Source organism: Methanosarcina barkeri MS, assembly GCF_000970025.1.
GTDB lineage: Archaea > Halobacteriota > Methanosarcinia > Methanosarcinales > Methanosarcinaceae > Methanosarcina > Methanosarcina barkeri.
This window is the reverse complement of sequence record NZ_CP009528.1, coordinates 539,298-561,755: the sequence shown is the minus strand read 5'-3', so window position 1 is coordinate 561,755 and position 22,458 is coordinate 539,298. Positions and strand designations below refer to the sequence as shown.

Genomic DNA, 22,458 nt, shown 5'->3' with positions numbered 1-22,458 from the left:
CCACCGGAAAGGATGACGTTACTGTAGACCAAGCAAAGGAAATTGCGTTTACTCATGATGGACTTACAAAAGCCGAGGTTACTTTTGTTAAAGCAAAACTTGACACCGATGATACAGGCAAGAATATTGTTAACCAGAGCTATCCAATTTTCCAGAGTTTCACATCCATTCTTTTCTTTCTTAATGTTTTTTTATGGTCCTATAACTTTATATTGTTTTCACATAGCTTGTCTTTCTCTACTCACCATTTATTTCCATATTCGACCCATTTCGAAATATTTATATATTTTTACATGCTTTTATTTATTGGCAAATAAAGTTTACTTGATTTGTTTACTAACGTGCCATATTAAATCTCCGTAAATCTGCAGACTCCTGAATTAATTTGCCTTTGAACCTCCATTAATTTTTCTCCTTTTTTATTTTTTGCACCTGAGATTTCTTTTTGATTCCATTTATATCTTTTATTGCCAAAAAACGCAAAATATAAACAGGCTCCGGTTCCTTGCCTTCTAGCCCAAGGTTTATTAGTTGAAACGATAATTATGCAGGGAATTCAAAGTTTTTCGTTCAAACCTTTTTTGAAAAAGGCTTGCAATAACTACCTAGGGATTCAATAGTATTCTAGAGGTTTTCGACAAACCTTTTTGAAAATGGTTGTACCATGCTTCTTAGAGGGGTTTTCGCTCAAGCCTTTTCAAAAAAGGCTTGATTCTGGTGAGAAATATGGCTGACACAATTCACTGGGCAGACGTCATAGCCGAAGACGTGTTAAAAAAGAATGGCAAACATCTTGTTGCCACAGGCATTACTCCGTCGGGGAACATCCATATAGGCAACATGAGAGAAGTCGTGACTGCCGATGCTGTTTACCGGGCTCTGGTTGATAAGGGAGCGAATGCGGACTTTATCTATATTGCTGACAATTATGATCCCCTACGCAAGGTTTACCCATTCCTTCCCGAGAGTTACGTAGAACATGTGGGGAAGCCCATCTCCGAAATTCCCTGCCCCTGTGGAAACTGCGCAAACTATGCCGAGCATTTCTTGAAACCTTTCCTGGAAGCCCTCAGGCGACTGGGCATTAATCCTAAGGTTTACAGGGCAGACGAGATGTATAAGACAGGTAAATACACCGAAGCAATAAAAACTGCCCTTGTTAAAAGAGATGCCATTGCAAAAATCCTGGAAGAGGTATCGGGGAAAACCGTAGCTTCGGATTGGAGCCCTTTTAATCCCAGATGCGATCAATGCGGAAGGATCACAACAACGAAGGTAACGGGTTTTGATCTGGAAGCTGAAACCGTGGACTATGTCTGTGCATGCGAGCACTCCGGAACCGTACCCATGGCGGGGGGAGGAAAACTTACTTGGCGCGTAGACTGGCCTGCCCGCTGGTCAGTTTTAGGAGTTACTGTCGAGCCTTTCGGAAAAGACCATGCTTCGAGAGGCGGTTCTTATGATACCGGAAAGAGAATAGTAAAAGAAATTTTCGGGCACGAACCTCCGTACCCAATTGTCTATGAGTGGATAATGCTTGGTAAACAGGGGGCGATGTCTTCTTCTACAGGGGTCGTTGTCTCGATTTCGGACATGCTGAAAATCGTACCACCTGAAGTTCTTCGCTACCTGATCATTCGCACAAAACCTGAAAAACACATTCAGTTTGATCCTGGACAGCCTCTCCTCTCCCTTGTGGACGAATACGAACGACTCAGGACGCAGTTCAGGGAAAATGATCCTTCACTTGGAACTTTTCAGGGAAGAGTGTATGAACTTTCCAGGGCAACCGGGGTCTGCCAGTCTGAAATTCCCTTCAAGCAGATGGTGACTATATATCAGGTAGCAAGGGGAGATTTTGACCAGGTACTGAAAATCGTAAAACGTTCAGGTTTTTCAACTGAAGATAAAAAGTGTATAAAAGAACTGGCAGATAACGTATCGAAATGGCTAAAACTCTATGCTCCACCCTTTGCCAAGTTTAAAGTGAAAGAAAAAGTACCTGTACAGGCAGCAACACTGTCCGAGCTTCAGAGAGCTTTTCTTTCAGCCTTTGCAGCCCTTATTGAATCCAGAGACGAAATTAGTGGAGAAGAATACCATATGTTGGTCTATTCTGCAAAGGACGAAGGTTCCGAATTGAACAGACGGATTGCAGAAAAGCTGAATGCTCATGCTCCTCAGGTTGATCCCAGGGAGCTTTTCAAGGCTATCTATATTTCATTACTTGGGCAGAGTTCAGGCCCCAAAGCCGGTTGGTTCTTATCTTCGTTTGAGAAGGAATTTCTGGTAGAAAGGTTTGAAGAAGCTTCAAATTACAGTCCTGAAATAAACGTATAAACACGATAAATTGCAAAAATGGATGAATTGCAAAAATGGATGCATTGCAAAAATGGATGCATTGCAAAAATGGATGCATTGCAAAAATGGATGCATTGCAAAAATAGATGAATTGCAAAAATGGATAAATCGCAAAAATAGATGAATTGCAAAAATGGATAAATCGCAAAAATGGATAAATCGCAAAAATGGATAAATCGCAAAAATGAATAAATTGGATACATTTAACTTAGAAGATTCACAGGCAAGCTCCACGAAAAATCATTTTCTGGCCTGGGACAAAGAATATACCCACTTGAAATGGGGCGGTCCTGCCCCTATCCGGGATATCCAGGCTTATCTTCTGCTCGGATCCACGGTTCTTGATGCAGGTTCAGGAAATGGGAGATATCTTGGGGAACTTGCAAGGCATTACAACGCAGTAGGAATTGATATTTCTATAACGGCTCTTAATGGTTCCAGAGCTCGGCTTTCAAGGAGCGGCAGGTTTGCTGAACACCTTGGTGCAAGTATCTTGGACCTGCCCTTCAAAACCCATACTTTTGATGGAATTCTCTGTTACGGAGTACTTCAGCATCTCTTTAAAAAAGAAAGGGAATCCGCTGTTGAAGAGTTCAGTTCTATACTCCGAAAAGGCGGTTTTTTCTTCTTCGAGGCATTCGGCTATAAAGATATGCGTTGTGGAGGAGAACCTTCAATCCATTGTGAAGAAAGGACTTTTTCCCGACAAAACGGGATAATCTACCACTACTTTACTAAAGAAGAAGTCAGAACACTTTTCAAGGGATTTGAAATTATGGAGCTGGAAGATGTAATAAAAGAAAAAAATTTCAAAGGGAAAGTTTATAGAAGGCATCTGATAAAAGGAATCTTTAGGAAAACTTGAATGCCTTCCCTTTAAATTTTATCAAAAATTCTCCATGTAGCTTTCAGTCTTCCGTACAGTTTTTTGTCTAGCGGTTTATACGAAAGCTATTTTCAAATAACTCAGCACAATTATAACAAGCGCTCCGAAAATACCCCCGATTGCGCAGATAAGAACTGCTACCCAGGTAATTGCGATTTCAAGTCCAAGCAAAAGTTTTGCCGCCATAAGGACTAAGATTCCAAGTACTGCATTTATTGCAAGACTGGTTGCGGTCTGCAGGACTTTATACAAGATATAGGCCGCTAAGATTGCCAGAATCAGTACTAAAACTTCTATAATTCCAACTACCATAAATCATACTTAGGGATTCAACTTATTTATAATCATCACTGAGTTTTATAATACAGTTATGAGCCATAAAGATTACAATTCTGGCTTGGTAGGACGCCTAATAACGTTTATTCCAAAAATAAGGATCACCACAGACTTTTTTTCCTCAGGAAGCCTGGATAAACTCAGTAATAATTTTTTTGAGAGAGGTTTTGTCCAGATAAGCTCTTGCCTCAAGTAAATGGTTGGGATTTCCCAGTACCATTGCCGAAACTGCGGCACCAGGGCTGTAAAGACAGAGTACGGGAATTCCCTGTACAAGCGCCCTGCAGATTTCGTAACCCACACCCGTAGAAGGCACTGTTACTTCTGCAATCAGGGCATCGCTTTTTACGAGCAACCCCATATCTCTGGCATAGATTTCTTCTTCTGTCATTTTCATTTCGGTTTTTTCCAGCTCAGGGTCTGCAACGTGCCAGCTCAAAACTTCAGCTCCAGCCTCTTCGAGGGTATCAAACATAAACCTGTACGTCTCAAGCAGTTGCCTCCCTCCACGGATCGAGCCCGACAAAAAGATTTTTTTGCTTCTTTTTTCCGAAATCTCCATTTTCTCCAGTTTTTCCATAGTTTTTCCACCCTATAGTCAATTTTTCCGGCAATTCCGACTTTTATTGTACATCCTTTCCGGCAATTCCGACTTTTACTGTACACCCCTGAAATAATGTCCTGTAGTAAAGCCTTTTCCAAGCTTTTCGCAGTTTACCGGCCCCTTTTTCCCTGTTTCAAGGTAAGTATCAATTGCTCTCCTGTAAGCCCGGGTCACTTTTCGGATCTCGTCTGGATTATCCATTCCCAGAGTTTCAACTCTGAGGCTTGAAACTCCGCTTTCAAGGATTTCAGGGAGGTATTCAAGCATACAGAGCGATCTTGAGTTAAGTAGGTGCATCCTGCATTCATAGTCCATGAGCAGGGGAAATTCGTAGTTTTTCTCATCTACCAGTGTAAACTTTCCTGACCTGCATGGGGCACTACACTGCCCTTTATTGTTCCCAAGCAGCCCACCTGTAAGGCAGTGTTCGGACTCCATCAGTTCAAGCCTGCCGTAAACAATACACTCTGCAGGCCCATGAGACGCAATGCTTTTTAATTCCTCAAGGGTCAGCTCCGGAGAAATTACAGCCATCTGAGCACCTTTCTGCAATATAAAAGCAGAGGTGCGGCTGTTGAAGATGTTCAGAGGACTGTCCGCAATAAAAGGGATTTTCCCAGCTTTTGCGAGGCCAAGGGTTCCCAGGTTTGAAACAAGGACCCCGTCTGCTCCCAATTTCCTAACACGAGAGAAGATTTTTTTTACTGACTCCATTTTGGAATCTTTAACAAGCTTTGGAGTAATGAAATAGATGTCCTTGCCTGCCTTTTGAGTCTCTGATACTGCTTTCTCAAAAACGGAGTCAGATTCCTTTCCCTTTGCCGAGCCATCTTCTTGCTCTGTTTTTTTCGGCTTTCTGAAAAGCCCTTCGCCGAAATAAATCCTATCGGCTCCGCCTGCGAGTGCCCCTTCAAGTCCTTCAAGAGAATAAACGGAAACAGAGAGTGTCGGATGTATCGGAAGGCGCCCTTGAATAGTTTTTTCGGCTTCTTGGGATGCCTTTTCTACTGATTCTCTTTCTTCTGATCCCTTATCTATTGATTCTCTTTTTTCTGACCCCTTTTCTCCAGATTCGTAGGACTGTAGAGTATCAAGAGGTTTCCGCTTCCATCTGGAAATCCGCAGATTTTCAAGCTGCTCTATTGCTGTAGTCCTCAGCTCGTTCAACTGCCCTACAGGAATAAAAACATCTTCTTCCATTGTGACATGAAGTTCAGCAGCCTCAAAAATCGTATTTCCAAGTTTTGAAAGTTGTTTTTCGATGCGGACTTTTGAAGTTGGCTGCTTTTCGGCTTTCTCGACAAGATACTCGGACTCAATTGTTACTGTATTGGAATCCCTGTCTTTTACCTCAAGCCTGACAGGCCTTCCACATGAAATGGTTGCCGTGATATATACAGGGATTTTAGGCCTCAGGTTTCCGGACTCGCTTTCTTTTTTTAGGGAATCCATAAGCTTTTTGTCATGCGTCCTGTATACCGTGCTTCCTGAGGGTGCTCTTGAATCAAAGGGAATCTCCACCATATCTCCTACTCCTGCACTATATACTGGACCTTTTCTGGTATACATTGAGGATATGATTTTTCCTTTATCTTCAGGGCTGGTCTCTGCATTTTCAACCATTATCCCGTCTCCGAGACGAAGAGGTCGGGAAAGTTTTACCCGAAGACGGTTTAAACGCCTATCATATCCTGTAACCGTACCTGCTGGAACTCCACGGTTGTGGGGGTTTTCCCTGTTCATGAGCTCCCAACGCGGGTTTTCAAAAAAGTAACCCTGAGTAAAACCTCTGTTAAAGAGCTGGGTGAGTATTTCCTGCTCTTCTTCGGAAACGAAATACTCTGCAGGGTTTTCAATATACCTGTCAATCAAGCGGCGGTAAATCCTGACAACACCCGCAACATATTCCGGCCTTTTCATTCGGCCTTCTATTTTAAAAGATCCAATCCCGGCTTCTATAAGAGCTCCCAGGCCGGAGGTTGTGTTCAGGTCTTTTGGGCTTAAGAGGTAACTACCGGTTGTTTTGATTTTCTCCCCTTCACAGTACAACCTGTATTTTTTACGGCACGGCTGGGCACAGAAACCCCGGTTTCCGCTTCTCCCCCCTATGAGACTGCTCAGGAGGCACTGGCCGGAATAGGAAATACAGAGAGCCCCATGTATGAAAACCTCGATTTCAGTCCCTGTTCTCTCTTTAATTCTTTTTATCTCTTCAAGCGAGCATTCTCTTGAGAGCACAACCCTTTCGATTCCCATTTTTTTTGCAAATCCGACCCCTTCGCTATTATGTAAAGTCATTTGCGTGCTCGCATGCAGCGGAAGGTCAGGCAGATATTTTCTTGCAAGAGAGATAAGCCCTAGATCCTGAATTATTATTGCGTCAGTCCCAATTTCTCTCAGCCAGGAAAGCAACTTAAGTGCGCTTTCTACTTCTTCTTCCTTAAGTAGCGTATTTACGGTTACGTATACTTTCACGCCTCTCAGATGAGCATAATCGATGGCTTCTTCAAGCTCTTTCTCTGAAAAGTTTGACGCATACCCCCGAGCACTAAAAGCCCGAGCTCCGAGGTACACGGCATCTGCCCCATTTTCTACGGCTGCAATAAAAGCTTCCATGCCTCCTGCCGGGGCAAGCAGTTCCGGTTTTTCAGGCTTCATCAGATGGGATTAGAGATCCTGTCCTTAATTAAACTTTGGCATACTTTTCTTGCCTGCAGAACTCAGTAGTTAAAGGATTCAATAGTTAAAGGATTCAATAGTTAAAGGATTCAATAGTTAAAGGATTCAATAGTCATAACTCATGAAAAAATAACAATTAAAAAGGATAAAAAGAGATAAGAACGAATAAAGTCCAGCCTGAGAGATCTTTGCCGGACAGGCTGGATAATATGTCTCTGTATTATGCTTTCGGCCCTATTATGAAGTTCACAGTTCTCCCGGCTTTCTCATCTTTTGAAGCCTCGCAGAGCATCTTTCCATCAGGCATATGGCATTCACAGGAGTAGCCGAGTTTATCTGTTTTTCCCACGTGTCTGAAGTGTATTTTGCAGTATCCTTCCATACACCCCAACCCATACTTAACCCAGCCTTCAATGTCCGCTCCACCTTCACAGCTCCCTTCACATGCAATGAGCTCAAAGCTCTTTTCCTCATAAGATTCAATTTTAGCTGGAGCACGTTGGCCTTTTTTGAATTTCCCTTTCTCAATTCTCTCAGCCTGAAGTACAAGATCCTCGTCAGTGTTATTAAGAATCTTCAACTGCAAGCTCTCAAGAAATTCCATGGTTTCGGCTTCTGACATATATATCCCCCGATAATGGAGAATCCGGATACGAATTCCGAATAAGAAATTGTCTCTAAGAAATAAAAAAGTATCTCAAAATATATGAAAGCAAATATGAAAAAAATCACCGGAAAGACGAAAGTCGAGATCGCAAGGTCCAGATGACGAATTCTGAAAATCAGTCTTTTGAAAATCAGTCTTTTGAAAATCAGTCTTTTGAAAATCAGCCTTTTGAAAATCAGCCTTTTGAAAATCAGCTTTTTGAAAATCAGGATTCTCAAATAAGATATGCTTACCGTAAGTCCGTACAGATACAGAGCTTCTGTTTACAGGTACGGGGTACATACCAGGATACTTCTTAAAGAAGGCTTCTTCGAAGGTTCACACCGTAAAAATTGGCAAGTGCCCTTATCTAGGTGGAGCATCCGCAAGTTCTTCTTCTATATTTTCTGGCTCTTCCCTGAGTATGGCTTCGGCAATCTCCAATTTTCTCAACCAGCCAGAACATGGTAGCCTTAAATCCTCTCTCCCTGTCATTATGCGCATACAGTTCGGGCATCAACCCATTTTCAAAAAAGGCTTGAACGAAAAGAGACGATTCCGGTCATTACGCACATAAATCTCGGACATGGGTCTCTGAAATTCTGAGATCTCAATTTGTCTTCCCCACTCCCATCTTTTTCTGCTTTTTCTTTCAGAGCCTTACAGGAATTTCCCTTTCCCTCAGATATTCTTTGACTTCTTTGATTGAGTACTCCCTGAAGTGGAAGATACTTGCTGCAAGTGCGGCATCGGCTTTTCCAATTGAGAATCCTTCATAGATGTGCTGAGGATTTCCGACACCTCCTGAGGCTATAATTGGGATGTCGAGTTCTTCTGAGAGCTTTTTCGTAATAGGCAGGTCATAACCGGCACAAGTGCCGTCCCGGTCCATGCTTGTGAGCAGGATTTCTCCGGAACCCAATTCTTCTGCCCTTCTTGCCCACTGCACGGCATCGATTCCTGTAGCTTCTCTGCCTCCGTAAATTACAACCTCATACCAGGCAGGTGTTCCGTCTTCGAGCTCCAGAATAGTTTTGTCGGGATTATTCTTTATGTCAGTGTTTCGCTTGCAGTCAATCGCAGTGACGATACACTGGGCACCAAATATATCTGAGGACTCTTTGATGAAGTCAGGATTCTTGACTGCAGAAGTGTTTACTGAGACTTTATCTGCCCCAGCCCTAAGAATCTGGCGAATTGCATCAATGGAATTTATTCCTCCTCCAATCGTAAGAGGAATGAAAACCTCATCTGCAGTCCTTTCGATCACATCGATCATAGTTTTCCTGCCTTGAGCCGAAGCTGTAATGTCCAGAAAAACAAGTTCGTCTGCACCCTCTTCATTGTAGCGCTTGGCGAGTTCCACAGGGTCTCCGGCTTCTTTCAGGTCCACAAACTCAACACCCTTAACAACACAGCCACCTGCTCTGTCAAGGGTCACATCAAGGCATGGTATTATTCTTTTGGTGAGCATCTATGGGATAATAAATTTAACTTTTATTAAAAGCTTGTTGAAATTAAGTCAATGCCAGTCATAATACCAGTCCTGGATTAACGGCAGTAAGATCAATGGCAGTATTAGATCAATGAGTCTTATATATTAGTCTCTATCAACAGCAGTCCTGCTGTATCTGATTGAAGATCACGGATCAATTTTTGCAGACTTAAAAAACGGAATTAAGAGAAGATAAGTGAAGGTAAGTGAAAGTAAACAAAAGTGAGTGAAAGTAAACGAAGGTAAGTGAAAGTAAACGAAGGTAAGTGAAAGTAAACAAAAGTGAGTGAAAGTAAACAAAAATGAGTGAAAGTAAACGAAAGTCGCCAGCTCAGGAAATAAATCTGAACACGAAATCTGCATGCTCCAGTAGAATCTAACCGAAGATATTTATCACCTGGGCGCCTTCAAGCCTTGACATCTCAACTTCAGAACTTTCTAGCACTTTTTTTCTGACTCTTATCGGAGCTCCAACACGCAGGGCAAGGGCAATGCAGTCGCTTGGTCTTGCGTCAAACTGCATGACAGTGTTGTCCTTTTTTATCAGGAGCCGGGCATAATAGATTTTATCCACCTTTTCATCAATCAAGACTCCCTCTATTTTTATGCCGAGCCTGTCAAAAATAGTGAGCATAAGGTCATGAGCCAGAGGCCTGGGCGGAGAAATATTTTTAATTACATTTCCTATTGAGAGAGCTTCGAGATGCCCTATGTATATAGGTAGCATATTTCCCTGCAGATCTTCAAGAAGCACTACAGGAGTCGGGTCTGTAAAAACATCGACTATATAAACATCCCTGACTCGAATTTCCTCAAAATCCTCATAAGCGCCGATGTCCATATTTAATACATGATTTTAAACTTATTAATACCTAATTTAATTTTTATAAATATATTAAAAATACTACTTAAAGATCAAATTCAGCTTCTTTTATCAGAACTTTCAGGTCGGTTTTGGTCTCAAGGCAGCAATCAGGAATTCAGGTTAGACCTTATTCCTACAAGAACCTTTAGCATTCCAGTCTTTTTCGGAAGCCATGTTTACCAATCAGGGGTACAAAAACGACCTCGCCTGTTTTCTTTTTATGTATATGCCCCTTGCCGTCTTTTTTAATTTTATAAAGCTCTTGAAAATAATCTCCCACAGGAATAAGCATTATGCCTCCAGGCTTCAACTGTTCCAGCAAAGGCTCAGGGATATAAGGAGCTGCGCATGTTACAGCTATCCTGTCATAAGGGGCATACTAAGAACAACCCATTGAACCGTCTTCAAGTAGCACTGTGACATTGCTATATCCTGTTTTTTTCAGGTTATCCCTTGCAAAATTTGCAAGGGCTTTTATACGTTCAACCGTGTACACATGCCCATTTTTTCCGACAAGCTCTCCCATCACTGCAGCATTATACCCTGACCCAGCTCCTATTTCCAGGACTTTATGCCCTTCCGAGAGGTCAAGGAGTTCACACATCATCGCAACCATATGCGGGGCAGAGATTGTCTGCCCGTGTCCGATTTCAAGGGGTCTGTCGATATAAGCTGCTTTTTGCTCATATTCCGGAACAAACTTATGCCTTGGAACACGGAGCATAGCCTCGCGGACGTTATCTTTCAGCAGCAGGTAAGCCTCAAGATTATCTACAAGGCGCCTGCGCATTGCTTCGAGTTTTTCTTCCTCTTCTTTCTCTCTTTTTTCTTTACCACGGCCCTCTTCGGAATTCACGCTGACCCGAACCTTCCCATTTCTTTCTCGCAAAAATCCGTTTTACGTATTTTGCAAGCACAACATCGCCTTTTCTGGACCGGAATGCACCGTCTCTTACCTTGATTTTATTGATGAAAAGGCGTTTATTCCCCACTCTTTCTTCGGCTCCTATAACAAATTCATAATCGCCAGGCACACGTTTTTCAAGAACTTCTGTTTTTTCAGTCCCGGACTGTGCGGAAAATTTTACGGTCACTTCATCAATGGCTCTGCCCCAGATTGTCTCGGTATCTTCTGCCCGGGCAATCAGGACTCGTTTTCCTCCTGCATCAAGAGCAGTAATCAGAATAGGCACCACTACTCCTGTTTCCTCATCATCTACAACCAGCTCATCGTCTACCTGAAGGACAGTCTCGGAATCCAGTTCAGTTTTGTAAGTGTCTGAAATGTCCATCTTACTGACTATCACTTTCAAACTAACGGATTTAGGGGTTTTAAGTTTCACTGCATGCACCTGCCCGCATTCCAGACAGCGAACAAGCGGACTCTGCCCCTCTTTCAGAACCTCGTGCCCTACCTCTTCTTCAGGGGAGCATGATGGGCACTCAACTTCAATTTCTCTTGTCATGGTATGATCAATAGATGGATTCAAGATACTAAATACTTAACTTCTCCGGCGACGTTTTTCCTGAAGATCAATCTTTTAAATATTTTCGGGTTCTTTTTGAATTTTAAAAGAACGATAGAACTTCATCCGAATTTATTAAATTCTTTTCATTTTGTTAGAATCAATGATCCATCCAGATTTCTATCTTTTCTAGTAACAGGAACTAATATATTGCCTTCAGATATCGTTTTTACTATTGACTTACTAATTATTTTGTTTTTTCCCATTAAAAAGGATTTATTTCAATGAAATTAAAATTTTATTGTTTTATATAATTTGAGGATGAAATTGTAGACCAGAGAATAATAACAAGTTTCTAAAACATTAGTTATAGCCTTCCTGAAAAAGGTATTTTCTATTTGGCATCTTTTTATCTACTTAATATTTTACAGAAATCGTTGGGTTTTTTGGTCTTGAAAGGTCACTAAAATACACAAGTAAATGTTCAATACAGAATTATAACGCTTAACTATATTAATATATACTAGAATCTTCTTGATTGTGATACTATGGTAAAATTAGATGAAAAGATGAAAACCGCTTTTTCAAAGGTGAAGATCTTTCCTGTAGCTACGGCCTCAAAGGATGGAATTCCAAACGTAGTACCTATAGGATTCTGCCAGCTTGTAGATGATGAAACAATCTGGATATCAGATAACTTCATGTCTAAATCCCTAGCAAACCTTAAGGAAAATCCAAATGTAGCAGTCTATGTATGGGGACCAGACACTGGTGGCTGCTTCCAGATAAAAGGTAAAGCTGAAATTATTAGTTCCGGAGACAAATTTGAAAAAATGAAAGCAATCGTGCATGCGGCAAAACCCGGACTTCCTGCAAAGAACCTCATAGAAGTAAAGATTACCGAGGTTTTCCAGTGTGCTCCCGGCCCAGACGCAGGAAAGAAATTGCTCTGAGCAAAACTCAAATTATACTCTGTAGAAATCCTGATTTGAGATTACTATAAGGTTCTGTATAGTCTTCGGGAAATAAACATTTTATATGCACACCACTAAATAATATTATTTTAAATTCTCGAAGACTTTACATTTATCGAAGACTCTACATCTACCGACGTATTGTCAGGCGATATGGAGGTACTGAGGATGGAAGAAAAACGGGCAAAGAAAATCCATGGCTTTGTCTTAAGTATATCGGCTGAAAATTATTAAATATATGCTTACTAATGTCTATGAAACCATCAAGATAGTCAATCTTCACTCAAATGAGCATTCTTTTAAAAAGTCGTTCCTGCAGAGGAGTAAAAAATATGAAAACGGAAATCTGAAAAGAATGACTCAAATTTGAACTGCTTAAACCTTATATGGTTAAGATTATGTGATATGAGAAACTTCCAATTCTCAAACAAAAATGACTTTAAGGGAGTACAAAAAAGACTATCTTTCTATATCCTTTCTTTGATTCTTTTGATATATTTATGTATATCGTGTTCCTGTAATTACTGAAAAATATGAGGAGTTAAAAAGAATGGTAGATCACAAATTAGAACATTCTATACCTCTAGATCCCAATACTCTCAACTATCAAAGAATAAAAATGTTACAACGAATAAGGCATGCAGTTGATGAAGGACTCGTAAATACTTCTGATTCTCATTTAACCGAAGTCATGGTCGATCTCAAAACCTTGCTTGAAGATGTAGAAACTGAAATGACTAATAGAGGCTTGAAGTTAAAAAAATGAGTTCAAAACCTTCAACTATAGCAGGCAAAATGCAGAAAACTATGCATCAATAAAAACGATAAATTTGGTTTATTATTTTCCGAGTTTTTGATTTATTGTTGTCAGTTGCCATTGAAATTGATGTCAAACTTTGGCGACCTTAGAAGGCACTAAAAAGTTTTCTGGAGAAGTATCAAGTGGAATTTGCTATCAAAAGTTTTATTATAGCGGAATTCATTATATAACATCTCATAATTGAGACGCATCTCAAAATTAAGGTAGGTGCCGACAGTGCCTGACATTGAATACCTGAAAAAACTCGCACTTATAGGAGCAATAAATAAAATCATCAAGCTCTCATCGAGCGAGTTTCAAAAGCATACTGGGGAAAGCTCCAAAACCACGGCAAGAAAGCTAAAGCAGCTGGAAGAGGAGGGGCTGATCGAAAGGAAGATCGTTCCCGGTGGCCAGTTGATAAAAATGACAGAAAAAGGAATTGAAGTTCTTAAGAACGAATACGTCGATTACAGCAGGATTTTTTCTCCAGAACTCGATATTCTCGAACTTGAAGGAAAGGTGCTCAAGGGGCTAGGTGAAGGCCAGTATTATGTAAATATACCCGGATACCGGAAGCAATTTGAAGAAAAGTTGCATTTTGTACCTTTTCCCGGGACTCTGAACGTACAGCTTTCAGAAAGCAGTTCGCCTCTTCGAAACCTTTTACTTGAAACGCCGGCTATCCGGGTTGAAGGTTTCAATGACGGAGAACGTACATTCGGAGGCGGAAAATGCTATCCAGTTGTCGTTGGCGGTATAGAAGCTGCTGTAGTCGTTCCTGAAAGAACGCACTACCCATCGGATTTAATTGAGATTATCGCGCCTGTAAAGTTAAGAGACGCCCTGAAATTGAACGATGGGGATAGAGTTGTGGTAACGTTAAAAAAACAGGGTACGGAGAACCAGAAATGAGTGGAAGTACGGTTTACGAAAGTCTTACATACAAAAATGAGAATATCAACCGGGCGCTGGAAGCCCTTAAAGCCGGAAAAATGATCCAAATTTACGATTCGGACTCAAGGGAAGGAGAAACTGATCTCGTAATTCCTGCAAAAGCGGTCACTTTCAAAGACGTGAAATGGATGCGAAAAGATGCGGGTGGCCTTATTTGTGTGGCGGTTGACCCGATTGCATCAAAACAGCTCAAACTGCCTTTTATGGCTGAACTTGTCCGGGAAGCCAGTAAAACCAGTGATGTGCTTGGGGAAATCGCAGAGAAAGAAGGCGATCTTAAATATGATGCTCATTCTTCCTTTTCTCTCTGGGTCAATCACAGGGACACAAGAACAGGCATTCCTGATAACGAAAGAGCCCTCACTATCCGAAAAATAGGAGAAATTACGGAAAAAAAGCTATTCGGAGATGCAATTCATTTTGGAGATGAATTCAGAACCCCTGGGCATGTTGCACTGCTAAGGGCTGCTGAAGGACTTCTGGACGAGCGTAAAGGTCAGACTGAACTTTCAGTTGCTCTTGCCCGTATGGCAGGCATTACCCCTGCGATGGTAGTCTGCGAGATGCTTGACGATAATAATGGGAAAGCTCGCTCTAAAGAAGACTCAAAAGAGTATGGCAAAGAACACGGGCTGGTATTCCTGGAAGGGCAGGAAATAGTCGAAGCTTATATGATGTGGGCAGGCTCGAAATAAGAGTTTTTTTCTTCCGCTTTTCTTCAACTTACTTTTTTCATCTTACTTTTTTCGTCTTATTTTATTCACCTTACTTTTTTTCATTTTGCTCTTATTTTTCACCTATTTTTTAAAACGGAGAATTTTATATGAAAATAAGTCAGTATATCATTGATAGCTTCTTGATAGTCTGCAACTGAATTAATTTTCTCAATATTCATTTTTTTAATTGTTTTATCTACCGTCTGTTTTCCGGTTATGAGCATTCGATGTAGGGGGTCAGATCAACGTTACAGAGATTCAAAAAAGTACAGCAAATTCTTATCTATGTACTATTTCTGAACCTTGCAGTTGCGTTTGTTAAAATCATTTACGGAACCTTGACCAGCACATTAAGCATGACTGCGGACGGCTATCACTCCCTATTTGATGGTTTATCCAATATTGTAGGATTGGCTGGGAGTTTTATTGGAGATCGCCCACCTGATGTCGAGCATCCTTACTGACATCGAAAGTATGAAACTGTAGCCTCTATTTTTATCGCTTTACTTTTGATTTTTGTAGGCGTTGAAATTTTACAAAGTGCTCTCAACCGTTTCCTTTCACCGAGCGTGCCAGAGGTCACAGCTATAAGTTTTCTCATAATTCTCGGAACGATGTGTATTAACTATCTGGTAACACGATACGAATATAAACAAGGTGAATCCCTCAGAAGCCAGGTACTTATAGCAGACTCCATGCACACAAAAAGTGATATTTATGTCTCCCTCTCGGTTATAGTAAGTCTTGCTGCCGTAAAGCTCGGTTTCCCTCTCATGGACCCTTTAATAGCCATAGTAATTGCTTTTATCATCTTCAGGGCCGGGTACAGGATTATTAAAGAAGGTTCAAGGGACCTTCTGGACATGTCTAGAATTGAAGAAAAAGAAATTTGTGACCTGGTTATGGGAGTTGAGGGAGTAAAGGGCTGCCATAAAATCCGGACTCGAGGGAGCATGGGGGATATTAAGATTGATATGCACCTGCTTGTCCAATCGGATATGACACTTGAGGACGCTCACCTTATTTCTCATAAAGTCAGCAAAAAGCTGAAGAGCGAATACAAAGATATCTCTGATGTGGTTGTACATCTTGAACCTTCCTCCCAGCGACCCCAAGGATCAAATAGCAAAAAAACCAGTTAAGATGCATGGCTGGAAACGTTTTCGGGCAGATGTTTCGAATTACTACCTGGGGTGAATCCCACGGCAGGGCTGTAGGTGTTGTAGTAGACGGAGTGCCTGCAGGGCTTCCTTTCTCCGAGGCTGATATTCAAAAAGAACTGGACAGGAGGCGCCCGGGGCAGAGCGAGGTTTCAACTCCGCGGCATGAGGCTGATAAAGTGGAAATTCTTTCGGGAATTTTTGAAGGAATGAGTACAGGCACTCCTGTTTCTATGCTTGTCTGGAACTCGGATGCCAGGTCTTCGGCTTATGATGCCATTAAAGACACTCCAAGGCCCGGGCATGCTGATTTTACCTATATGGCTCGCTATGGAATGAGAGACCACCGTGGTGGAGGCAGGTCTTCAGCCCGGGAAACAATAGGCAGGGTCGCAGGCGGAGCCCTTGCAAAACTCCTGCTTTCAAGGTTCGGAATACAAATTGTTGGACATGTGCTTGAACTAGGAGCCATCCGCGCAAAACCTCTTTCTTTTGAAGAAATTCTTGAAAATGTAGAAAAAACCCCTGTGCGCTGTGCCGATCTTGAGGTTGCTGAAAAAATGCTTGAGAAAGTTGCGGCCCTTCGGCAGGAAGGAGACAGTATCGGAGGCATTGTCGAGCTTATTATAAGAGGTGTGCCTGCTGGCCTTGGAGAGCCTGTCTTTGACCGACTGGATGCAGACCTCGCAAAAGCTCTGATGAGTATTCCTGCCGTCAAAGGCTTTGAAATTGGAGTCGGATTTGAAGCTGCTCGCCTGCGCGGTAGTGAAATGAACGATCCTTTCCGAATAGAGGAAGGAAAAATAACCACTTTAAGCAATAACGCAGGTGGGATTCTTGGAGGTATTTCAACCGGACTGGACATTGTCTGCAGGGCAGCAGTAAAGCCAACCCCGTCCATAGGAAAAGTTCAGCAGACAGTTGACCTCAAAACCCTGGAAAATACTGAAATTGCAATAAAAGGCCGGCATGATCCCACAATTCCTCCACGTATGGTTCCGGTTGCCGAAGCTATGGTTGCCCTTGTGATTGCTGATCATATGCTCAGGAGCGGGTTTATTAATCCGAGAACTCTGCTGGAATGAAGAAGATGCAATGGAACTGTATTCAAACCCACTAAAATGTCCATCCCAAATGATGCCAAATTGTCAGAGCTTCTCAGAATAGTTTCCAAAATAATAAGGTAACTTTGCCTTTACCCATGTTTTTTGTGACTTTTCCTTTAGAACTCACTCTGACAATAAGCATTCTCCTTCGAAAATCCTTTTTCAACTTTCTCCATCACAAATTCTTTTCAACTTTCTCTACCATAAATTCTTTTCAACTTTCTCCACCGCAAATCCTTTTCTTTTTGCTCTTGGAAAACGATATTGTTTAACTAGATAATTCTGCCTCTTGTCGAATTTTCCTGTCTTTTCCAAATCTTAGTCCGAAAAATACTGGACTAAATTCCAACTTTTTTATATTGGTAGAACTGCCGTGTAAAAGACCATAAAATTGTGAGGCTACAATTTCTATCACAGAAAATAACTACAGTCTGTATTGTCATATAATAATTCTGTGCAAAGTCTCTAACAATCAAAGATCAAATAATGGTTATAATTTGAAAACGGCATGAGATGAATAAGTTCGAAGATTTGGTTAGAAAAACTTATAAAGTATGCGCTTAACTTAAATTATAGAGTTCAATTTATTCATTTTAAATTGTTAGTTATTGAGTTTGTGTTTATTTTTGCAGTTTCGAGGGGATCTTAGTTGAAAATGAGGACATTGATAATTATCTGCTTGCTTATAGTATCACTGATATCTGGATCAGGTTGCATTGACAGTAGCAGTGAGCCAGTTAATGAAACAAGTCCAGTTAATGAAACAAACTTTGAGGGCGAAACAGGCAATCAGACTAGTTCATTTAATTCCACCGAAGAAGACGTTTCTATAGAGAACTCTTCTGAAAAGACCAATAATACTCTTAAACTTGAAGGGCAAAGCTCCTTTTCCAAATATTACAATAAAGAAAATCTACAGTTCGAGGCGGCAGTTCCCACTTATTCTTTACCTCTACAGGATTCCGAAATTGCAAATTATTATCAGTTTACCCAAAAGATTCCCCTGACGGACGAAAACAGGGATTTGCTATACAAAAACGGTTTTATTGTAATCGAAAATGGAACTTCTGAAAACCCACTTACAGTAGGGCAGACTCTGGTAAATGAAACTTACAAAGATCTGAAAGTGGCTGATATTCCTGTTTTCATCACATCGGATTCTCTTCTTCATCTTTATCACATCCAGTTTGATGAGACGCTAAAAAGGGTAGAAGCTGAGGAATTTTACGACGACCTGTGGAAACTTGACAAAGCTCTCCTTGAAGCCTCTGTAGAGGATTATAACAGCACTTCAGGGGTAGAAAAAGAAGCTGCAAGAAGAAATGTTGCATACTTTGCAGTTGCTTTGAGCCTTTTAGAACCGAAACCTGAGCAGATACAGAAAGAGGAAGAAGATGCCTACGGTTCTGTGGATATGTCCCTTCTTCCTGAAGATATAGCAAAGCAGTATCAGTTCGAGATTCCGGAGTTTGTAAATGATGATGTCGAATCTGAATTAACTCTTATCGAATCTCACGAAGGCTTTGCGATTTCTCCGATTTTCAAATATCAGGAAGACTATTCTCAGTACGTGCCCAGAGGACATTACATTAACTCGGAGGTCTCTCAGTATGGGCCCAAAGGACACTACACTAATTCAGAAATATTGAAGAACTACTTCAAAGTCATGATGTGGCACGGTAGAATAAGTATGCTCCTTCAGTCAGACATGATTAATTCAGAAGATACAGAAGATGAAGCGAAAATTCAGACCATACAGGCTCTTTTAATTTCTGACCATTTTGATAAGGAGAAAAACCTCCAGACTATATGGAATAGAATTTATAGTGTGACGGCGTTCTATGTTGGTTTTTCCGACGACCTTGGACCTTATGAATATGCAAAAGCTCTAAACACTGTTTTTGGGAATGATAGAAACGGAGTACGTTTCGACAACGAAAGTCTTACAGCACTAAAAACCGAACTTGAAAAATATGAAAGCCCCAAAATCTACGGCGGAACAGGGAAAATAATTCAGGCAGGCTCTGAAACTGAAAACGAAACTCTTGAGGCTACAAAAGGATTCAGGTTCATGGGTCAGCGCTACACTCCAGATTCCTATATCCTCCGGAAACTCCATCCTCCTGCCCTGAACATTATGGATCTCCTTGGCTCTGAACGAGCAAAAGAACACCTAAAGAACCAAGGTATTTCCGAAAACGAAGAATACGAGAAAGCTCACGCATCTCTGGAAAATGAATTTGGAGCTTTTGATGAAGAGGACTGGAACAAAAATCTCTACTGGGCTCAACTGTACGCTCTAAAGTCTCTTCTTGTAAACTATCCTGAGGGCTATCCCACTTTCATGCAGACTGAAGCCTGGGAAGATAAACAGCTTAACACAGCCCTTGCTTCCTGGACTGAGCTCAGGCATGATACTATTCTCTATGCAAAGCAGATGTACTTTACAGGTGCACCCTATAACCCAGAAGAAAAGCCTGTTCAGGGATATGTAGAGCCAGTGCCTGAATTCTATGCAAGGATGCTTGCCCTTACAAAAATGGCACATAACGGGCTGGCTGAAATGAAAGTCCTTGATGAGCAGTCGGATAAAGATTTTACAATTCTTGAAAACACTCTTGAAAAACTACTGGAAATCTCGATTAAAGAGCTTGAAAATAAAGAGTTGACAGAAGAAGAGTATGAGTTCATCAGGAATTTTGATCAAAACATCTCTCCAATGCTTGAGAATGTGGATATAATGTCTCAGAGATCCATTCTGGTTGCGGATGTCTATACTTCCCCTGATGGAGTTCTGGAAGAAGGAACCGGAAAACTGAATCTGATAGTAGTAGCCTATAAACAGCCCGATGGCAGGATTGTGCTGGGAGCAGGCCCTGTAATGAGCTATTATGAGTTCTGGCAGCCCTCAGGACAGAGGTTGACAGATGAAGAATGGAGAGATATGCTGAAAAATAACCCTCCTGAAAGGCCGGAATGGGGTGAGTCTTTTAAGGTGTAAAAGATGCTGCGTGTAAAAGATGCCATTCTAGATAGCTTATCTTTTCCGTTTTTTGTTTTAAGGGCGCACCTGCGTAGTTCAGAAAAAATAGGTGATGTGCCAGATTTCTAAAACTCGAAAAGTAAGGTACAGAATGTTAAAAGCAAATGTCAAAGAGGAATAATCTTGGATGGAAGTAAATGGTTTTCGCTGATAATTATCGGTTTATTCTCGGCAATTTTTCTTTTATCCCTCTATGAATCCGGCGATTTGCCCCTGGGTATGAATGATACTGGCAACAGTGGAGAAATGGACAGATTAGACCCCTTAGTAACAATGCAGAGAATATGTGAAAATGATAGCGATTTTCAAAACTTAACAAAAGGGAACTATTCAGGTCCAGGTGGAATTTTCAATGAAACAGGGGAATCTGTAGCATATATCCAGATTAACGGCTGGTATATTCACGAAGTAACTGTTGAGCTGCAAAACGGTACATTAAAAAACCTTGGACCGGATGTTTCCGAGGAAAAGCTCTGTAAAGAAGCTGATTACCTGAACGGGACCGTAATATCCACTTCTTCACAAATGACCGGTGGAGAATTTTATATGATAACTATTGACACGCCAAATGAGACCGTGAAATCGATTGAAAAGGTGGATGAATTGCCTGAATGGACTACAGAAACTACAATTACAGAAGTTTCGTAAGAGGAACCTTAAGGTGTATTCTGAATCGTGGTTTTCAGGAAAACCCATCTATAAAGTCTCAAGGTGCTTTTTTTCTCATTGAAAATACTGACAGCAGTTAAACATAAATTGTTTAATAATCTGGTCAAAAACTTTACAATTTATACAATATGTCTTTGGAAATATTTAGTGGAGCTTAAACATATAAACCCAATTTTAATATTGAGAGGTTTTATTGTATGAAAGAGACAACCTCAATTATAAATAAAATTACGGAAGTAGTCGGAGTTTTATTTGGAATTATATTATTTTATTCTTGGCTCATATTTGTAAATAATATAAAAATGTCATTTTTTTCAGAAATGAAAATTGTAAATGGCACCGAAGTAATCACGGCTCAATATTGGGGTCAAATAGATCAATGACTTGAAACAGGTCTTATTTTATTTTTTGTGATTTTTGGACACTATTTATTGTATAGTAAGAATATGAGCAGAATTGAAAAAAATAGTGACATCGTCGGTATGAAAAGCTCATTAATAGGCTATATTCTGTGGCTCTTTATAGCAATAATTACTTTCTTATCTAAAATTACTATCCCTTATTCTCTCAATATAGCCGGTGGATACATTATGATAATTTCCATTTATTTTTTAATGAGAAGGAATCCATATTCCTCACTTAACCAATAAAAATGTGGAAAAATCATCTTTCCTATTTTTAGGGGGCTTAAACATTAATTTCCAAAAGAAATTATTTCATCCTTTGATAATCTCTTTTGTAGTTGTTTGCATCGTAGCTGGTCTTGAAACTATAGATCTTTACAGGATATTTGGAACTTATGGTGAGATATTTGGGACAGTTATTAATTTACTTATCTTCCCTGTAACTCCGATTATTTATGGGTGGATTGTAAAAGATAAGATTGGGGTAATTATAGTTGGAACAGTTCCTATTTTCATTCTTTTGTTTTTTGGAAATTTGTTTTTTGGAAATCTTATCTATAAGGACGATCTCAATATCAGCCGGTTTTTGACTATTCTTGTCTATGCTGTGAGTTTGGCAACTTTTGGTGGTTTAGCCGGGTATTTTTCATCAAAGAGAGAATTTAAGTACCTTATTATTTCCATTTTTTTTGGAATTCTGTGGATTCCGGTTTTCTTAAGTGGAATCAATTGATTTTAAAGTCTAACTATAGATATAGATGAAGAGAATGATTCTAACTCTCAAATCTGCATAAAAGAAAAACCGTATAAGCTTTTGAACCCGCGGTCATAGAGGGATTTCACATGCAAAATATCAGAAAAATACTTCTCATCTTGCTGATCATACCCATAGTTGCAATTGTGGGTTATTATGCATTGATATTTATTCTGGGCGGTCCAGCTTTACCTAATTTTTTTGAGTTAAATAACCATGATGCAGGAACCCACGAAGTATCGGTTGAAATACTCAATTCTCATAATGAATCCATATTTAAGGAATCATATAGGCTCCATCCAGAAGAATCAGTCTCAAGAACAAAACCGTTTAATCTCAAAAACTCTTTTGAACAGAAAAAGTATACATTCAAAGTTGTATTAGATAACGGAGTTGCAGAAGAAAAAACCTCGATATCTTTGCATCGCTGGAGCACAGCTACTATAAATTTATACTGGGACAATGAGACTCCAATAATAATAGGGGTAGTTACGGTTTAAAAGGGCAATTTCCTACTTTTCAATAAGCTCGTCAGAGT

The 22,458-nt window shown here is 40.5% G+C and carries 21 protein-coding genes and 2 pseudogenes; 13 read left to right on the top strand and 10 right to left on the bottom strand.

Annotated features, from left to right (window positions below; genetic code table 11):
* Nucleotides 1–726 precede the first annotated feature (726 nt).
* Together lysS and MSBRM_RS02400 are read left to right on the top strand one after the other, a co-directional pair.
* On the top strand, nt 727–2,340 hold the full coding sequence (lysS, locus tag MSBRM_RS02405) for a lysine--tRNA ligase (protein ID WP_048120115.1): 1,614 nt from the start codon (nt 727–729) through the stop codon (nt 2,338–2,340).
* 205 nt (nt 2,341–2,545) lie between these two features.
* Nucleotides 2,546–3,226, top strand: coding sequence for a class I SAM-dependent methyltransferase (locus tag MSBRM_RS02400; RefSeq protein WP_048154408.1), 681 nt, complete (start codon nt 2,546–2,548; stop codon nt 3,224–3,226).
* 75 nt (nt 3,227–3,301) lie between these two features.
* On the opposite strand, the gene MSBRM_RS02395 is transcribed toward MSBRM_RS02400, so the two are convergent.
* The 10 genes and pseudogenes from MSBRM_RS02395 to MSBRM_RS02355 all read right to left on the bottom strand — a co-directional run bounded on the left by MSBRM_RS02395 (nt 3,302) and on the right by MSBRM_RS02355 (nt 11,362).
* Complete coding sequence (locus MSBRM_RS02395; RefSeq protein ID WP_048120121.1) at nt 3,302–3,559, bottom strand: pro-sigmaK processing inhibitor BofA family protein; 258 nt, start codon at nt 3,557–3,559, stop codon at nt 3,302–3,304.
* A 145-nt stretch (nt 3,560–3,704) separates the two neighbouring features.
* A complete protein-coding gene (locus MSBRM_RS02390; RefSeq protein WP_048120123.1) occupies nt 3,705–4,163 on the bottom strand; it encodes a nucleoside 2-deoxyribosyltransferase in 459 nt (152 codons plus the stop codon).
* Nucleotides 4,164–4,238: 75 nt separating this feature from the next.
* Complete coding sequence (locus MSBRM_RS02385) at nt 4,239–6,845, bottom strand: DUF3656 domain-containing U32 family peptidase (RefSeq protein ID WP_048120125.1); 2,607 nt, start codon at nt 6,843–6,845, stop codon at nt 4,239–4,241.
* A 241-nt stretch (nt 6,846–7,086) separates the two neighbouring features.
* A complete protein-coding gene (locus MSBRM_RS02380) occupies nt 7,087–7,488 on the bottom strand; it encodes a hypothetical protein (RefSeq protein WP_048120127.1) in 402 nt (133 codons plus the stop codon).
* A gap of 75 nt (nt 7,489–7,563) precedes the next feature.
* Nucleotides 7,564–7,815, bottom strand: coding sequence for a pentapeptide repeat-containing protein (locus MSBRM_RS21980; protein ID WP_369815389.1), 252 nt, complete (start codon nt 7,813–7,815; stop codon nt 7,564–7,566).
* A gap of 63 nt (nt 7,816–7,878) precedes the next feature.
* On the bottom strand, nt 7,879–8,016 hold the full coding sequence (locus MSBRM_RS21000) for a hypothetical protein (protein WP_230628811.1): 138 nt from the start codon (nt 8,014–8,016) through the stop codon (nt 7,879–7,881).
* A 148-nt stretch (nt 8,017–8,164) separates the two neighbouring features.
* Nucleotides 8,165–8,986 carry an imidazole glycerol phosphate synthase subunit HisF gene (hisF, locus tag MSBRM_RS02370; RefSeq protein WP_048120131.1) on the bottom strand — a complete coding sequence of 274 codons (822 nt, stop codon included), beginning with the start codon at nt 8,984–8,986 and terminating at the stop codon, nt 8,165–8,167.
* 397 nt (nt 8,987–9,383) lie between these two features.
* A complete protein-coding gene (locus MSBRM_RS02365; protein WP_048120133.1) occupies nt 9,384–9,848 on the bottom strand; it encodes a bifunctional nuclease family protein in 465 nt (154 codons plus the stop codon).
* 169 nt (nt 9,849–10,017) lie between these two features.
* Nucleotides 10,018–10,662, bottom strand: a pseudogene (locus MSBRM_RS02360) (protein-L-isoaspartate O-methyltransferase).
* Nucleotides 10,663–10,702: 40 nt separating this feature from the next.
* Nucleotides 10,703–11,362 carry an HVO_0476 family zinc finger protein gene (locus tag MSBRM_RS02355; protein WP_230628813.1) on the bottom strand — a complete coding sequence of 220 codons (660 nt, stop codon included), beginning with the start codon at nt 11,360–11,362 and terminating at the stop codon, nt 10,703–10,705.
* A gap of 524 nt (nt 11,363–11,886) precedes the next feature.
* Here MSBRM_RS02355 and MSBRM_RS02350 point away from each other — a divergent pair.
* From MSBRM_RS02350 to MSBRM_RS02300, 11 genes and pseudogenes are all read left to right on the top strand, one after another.
* Nucleotides 11,887–12,291, top strand: a complete 405-nt coding sequence (locus tag MSBRM_RS02350) for a pyridoxamine 5'-phosphate oxidase family protein (RefSeq protein ID WP_048120136.1) — start codon at nt 11,887–11,889, stop codon at nt 12,289–12,291.
* A gap of 571 nt (nt 12,292–12,862) precedes the next feature.
* Entirely contained in the window at nt 12,863–13,078 is a 216-nt protein-coding gene (locus MSBRM_RS02345; RefSeq protein ID WP_048120138.1) for a hypothetical protein, read from the top strand.
* A gap of 270 nt (nt 13,079–13,348) precedes the next feature.
* Nucleotides 13,349–14,026 carry a winged helix-turn-helix domain-containing protein/riboflavin kinase gene (locus MSBRM_RS02340; protein WP_048120140.1) on the top strand — a complete coding sequence of 226 codons (678 nt, stop codon included), beginning with the start codon at nt 13,349–13,351 and terminating at the stop codon, nt 14,024–14,026.
* Nucleotides 14,023–14,763 (top strand): 3,4-dihydroxy-2-butanone-4-phosphate synthase, encoded by a 741-nt coding sequence (gene ribB, locus MSBRM_RS02335; protein ID WP_048120143.1) that lies wholly within the window; start codon nt 14,023–14,025, stop codon nt 14,761–14,763. The genes MSBRM_RS02340 and ribB overlap by 4 nt, the downstream gene beginning before the upstream one ends.
* Before the next feature lie 296 nt (nt 14,764–15,059).
* Nucleotides 15,060–15,926 (top strand): annotated as a pseudogene (locus MSBRM_RS02330) (cation diffusion facilitator family transporter).
* 5 nt (nt 15,927–15,931) lie between these two features.
* Complete coding sequence (aroC, locus tag MSBRM_RS02325; RefSeq protein ID WP_048120147.1) at nt 15,932–17,029, top strand: chorismate synthase; 1,098 nt, start codon at nt 15,932–15,934, stop codon at nt 17,027–17,029.
* A 676-nt stretch (nt 17,030–17,705) separates the two neighbouring features.
* Nucleotides 17,706–20,051, top strand: a complete 2,346-nt coding sequence (locus MSBRM_RS02320) for a DUF3160 domain-containing protein (protein ID WP_048123257.1) — start codon at nt 17,706–17,708, stop codon at nt 20,049–20,051.
* 165 nt (nt 20,052–20,216) lie between these two features.
* On the top strand, nt 20,217–20,741 hold the full coding sequence (locus MSBRM_RS02315; protein ID WP_176722099.1) for a hypothetical protein: 525 nt from the start codon (nt 20,217–20,219) through the stop codon (nt 20,739–20,741).
* A 218-nt stretch (nt 20,742–20,959) separates the two neighbouring features.
* Nucleotides 20,960–21,145 (top strand): hypothetical protein, encoded by a 186-nt coding sequence (locus MSBRM_RS20995; protein WP_230628815.1) that lies wholly within the window; start codon nt 20,960–20,962, stop codon nt 21,143–21,145.
* Between the two features lie 271 nt (nt 21,146–21,416).
* Complete coding sequence (locus MSBRM_RS02305; protein ID WP_048120149.1) at nt 21,417–21,899, top strand: hypothetical protein; 483 nt, start codon at nt 21,417–21,419, stop codon at nt 21,897–21,899.
* 110 nt (nt 21,900–22,009) lie between these two features.
* Nucleotides 22,010–22,420, top strand: coding sequence for a hypothetical protein (locus tag MSBRM_RS02300; RefSeq protein ID WP_048120151.1), 411 nt, complete (start codon nt 22,010–22,012; stop codon nt 22,418–22,420).
* Nucleotides 22,421–22,458: the final 38 nt, after the last annotated feature.

Bases quoted from the DNA above. Each gene is read 5' to 3' on its own strand.
- lysS (WP_048120115.1), top strand. From the start codon at position 727: ATGGCTGACACAATTCACTGGGCAGACGTCATAGCCGAAGACGTGTTA.
- MSBRM_RS02400 (WP_048154408.1), top strand. From the start codon at position 2,546: ATGAATAAATTGGATACATTTAACTTAGAAGATTCACAGGCAAGCTCC.
- MSBRM_RS02395 (WP_048120121.1), bottom strand. From the start codon at position 3,559: ATGGTAGTTGGAATTATAGAAGTTTTAGTACTGATTCTGGCAATCTTA.
- MSBRM_RS02390 (WP_048120123.1), bottom strand. From the start codon at position 4,163: ATGGAAAAACTGGAGAAAATGGAGATTTCGGAAAAAAGAAGCAAAAAA.
- MSBRM_RS02385 (WP_048120125.1), bottom strand. From the start codon at position 6,845: ATGAAGCCTGAAAAACCGGAACTGCTTGCCCCGGCAGGAGGCATGGAA.
- MSBRM_RS02380 (WP_048120127.1), bottom strand. From the start codon at position 7,488: ATGTCAGAAGCCGAAACCATGGAATTTCTTGAGAGCTTGCAGTTGAAG.
- MSBRM_RS21980 (WP_369815389.1), bottom strand. From the start codon at position 7,815: ATGTACCCCGTACCTGTAAACAGAAGCTCTGTATCTGTACGGACTTAC.
- MSBRM_RS21000 (WP_230628811.1), bottom strand. From the start codon at position 8,016: ATGCGCATAATGACAGGGAGAGAGGATTTAAGGCTACCATGTTCTGGC.
- hisF (WP_048120131.1), bottom strand. From the start codon at position 8,986: ATGCTCACCAAAAGAATAATACCATGCCTTGATGTGACCCTTGACAGA.
- MSBRM_RS02365 (WP_048120133.1), bottom strand. From the start codon at position 9,848: ATGGACATCGGCGCTTATGAGGATTTTGAGGAAATTCGAGTCAGGGAT.
- MSBRM_RS02350 (WP_048120136.1), top strand. From the start codon at position 11,887: ATGGTAAAATTAGATGAAAAGATGAAAACCGCTTTTTCAAAGGTGAAG.
- MSBRM_RS02345 (WP_048120138.1), top strand. From the start codon at position 12,863: ATGGTAGATCACAAATTAGAACATTCTATACCTCTAGATCCCAATACT.
- ribB (WP_048120143.1), top strand. From the start codon at position 14,023: ATGAGTGGAAGTACGGTTTACGAAAGTCTTACATACAAAAATGAGAAT.
- aroC (WP_048120147.1), top strand. From the start codon at position 15,932: ATGGCTGGAAACGTTTTCGGGCAGATGTTTCGAATTACTACCTGGGGT.
- MSBRM_RS02320 (WP_048123257.1), top strand. From the start codon at position 17,706: ATGAGGACATTGATAATTATCTGCTTGCTTATAGTATCACTGATATCT.
- MSBRM_RS20995 (WP_230628815.1), top strand. From the start codon at position 20,960: ATGAAAGAGACAACCTCAATTATAAATAAAATTACGGAAGTAGTCGGA.
- MSBRM_RS02300 (WP_048120151.1), top strand. From the start codon at position 22,010: ATGCAAAATATCAGAAAAATACTTCTCATCTTGCTGATCATACCCATA.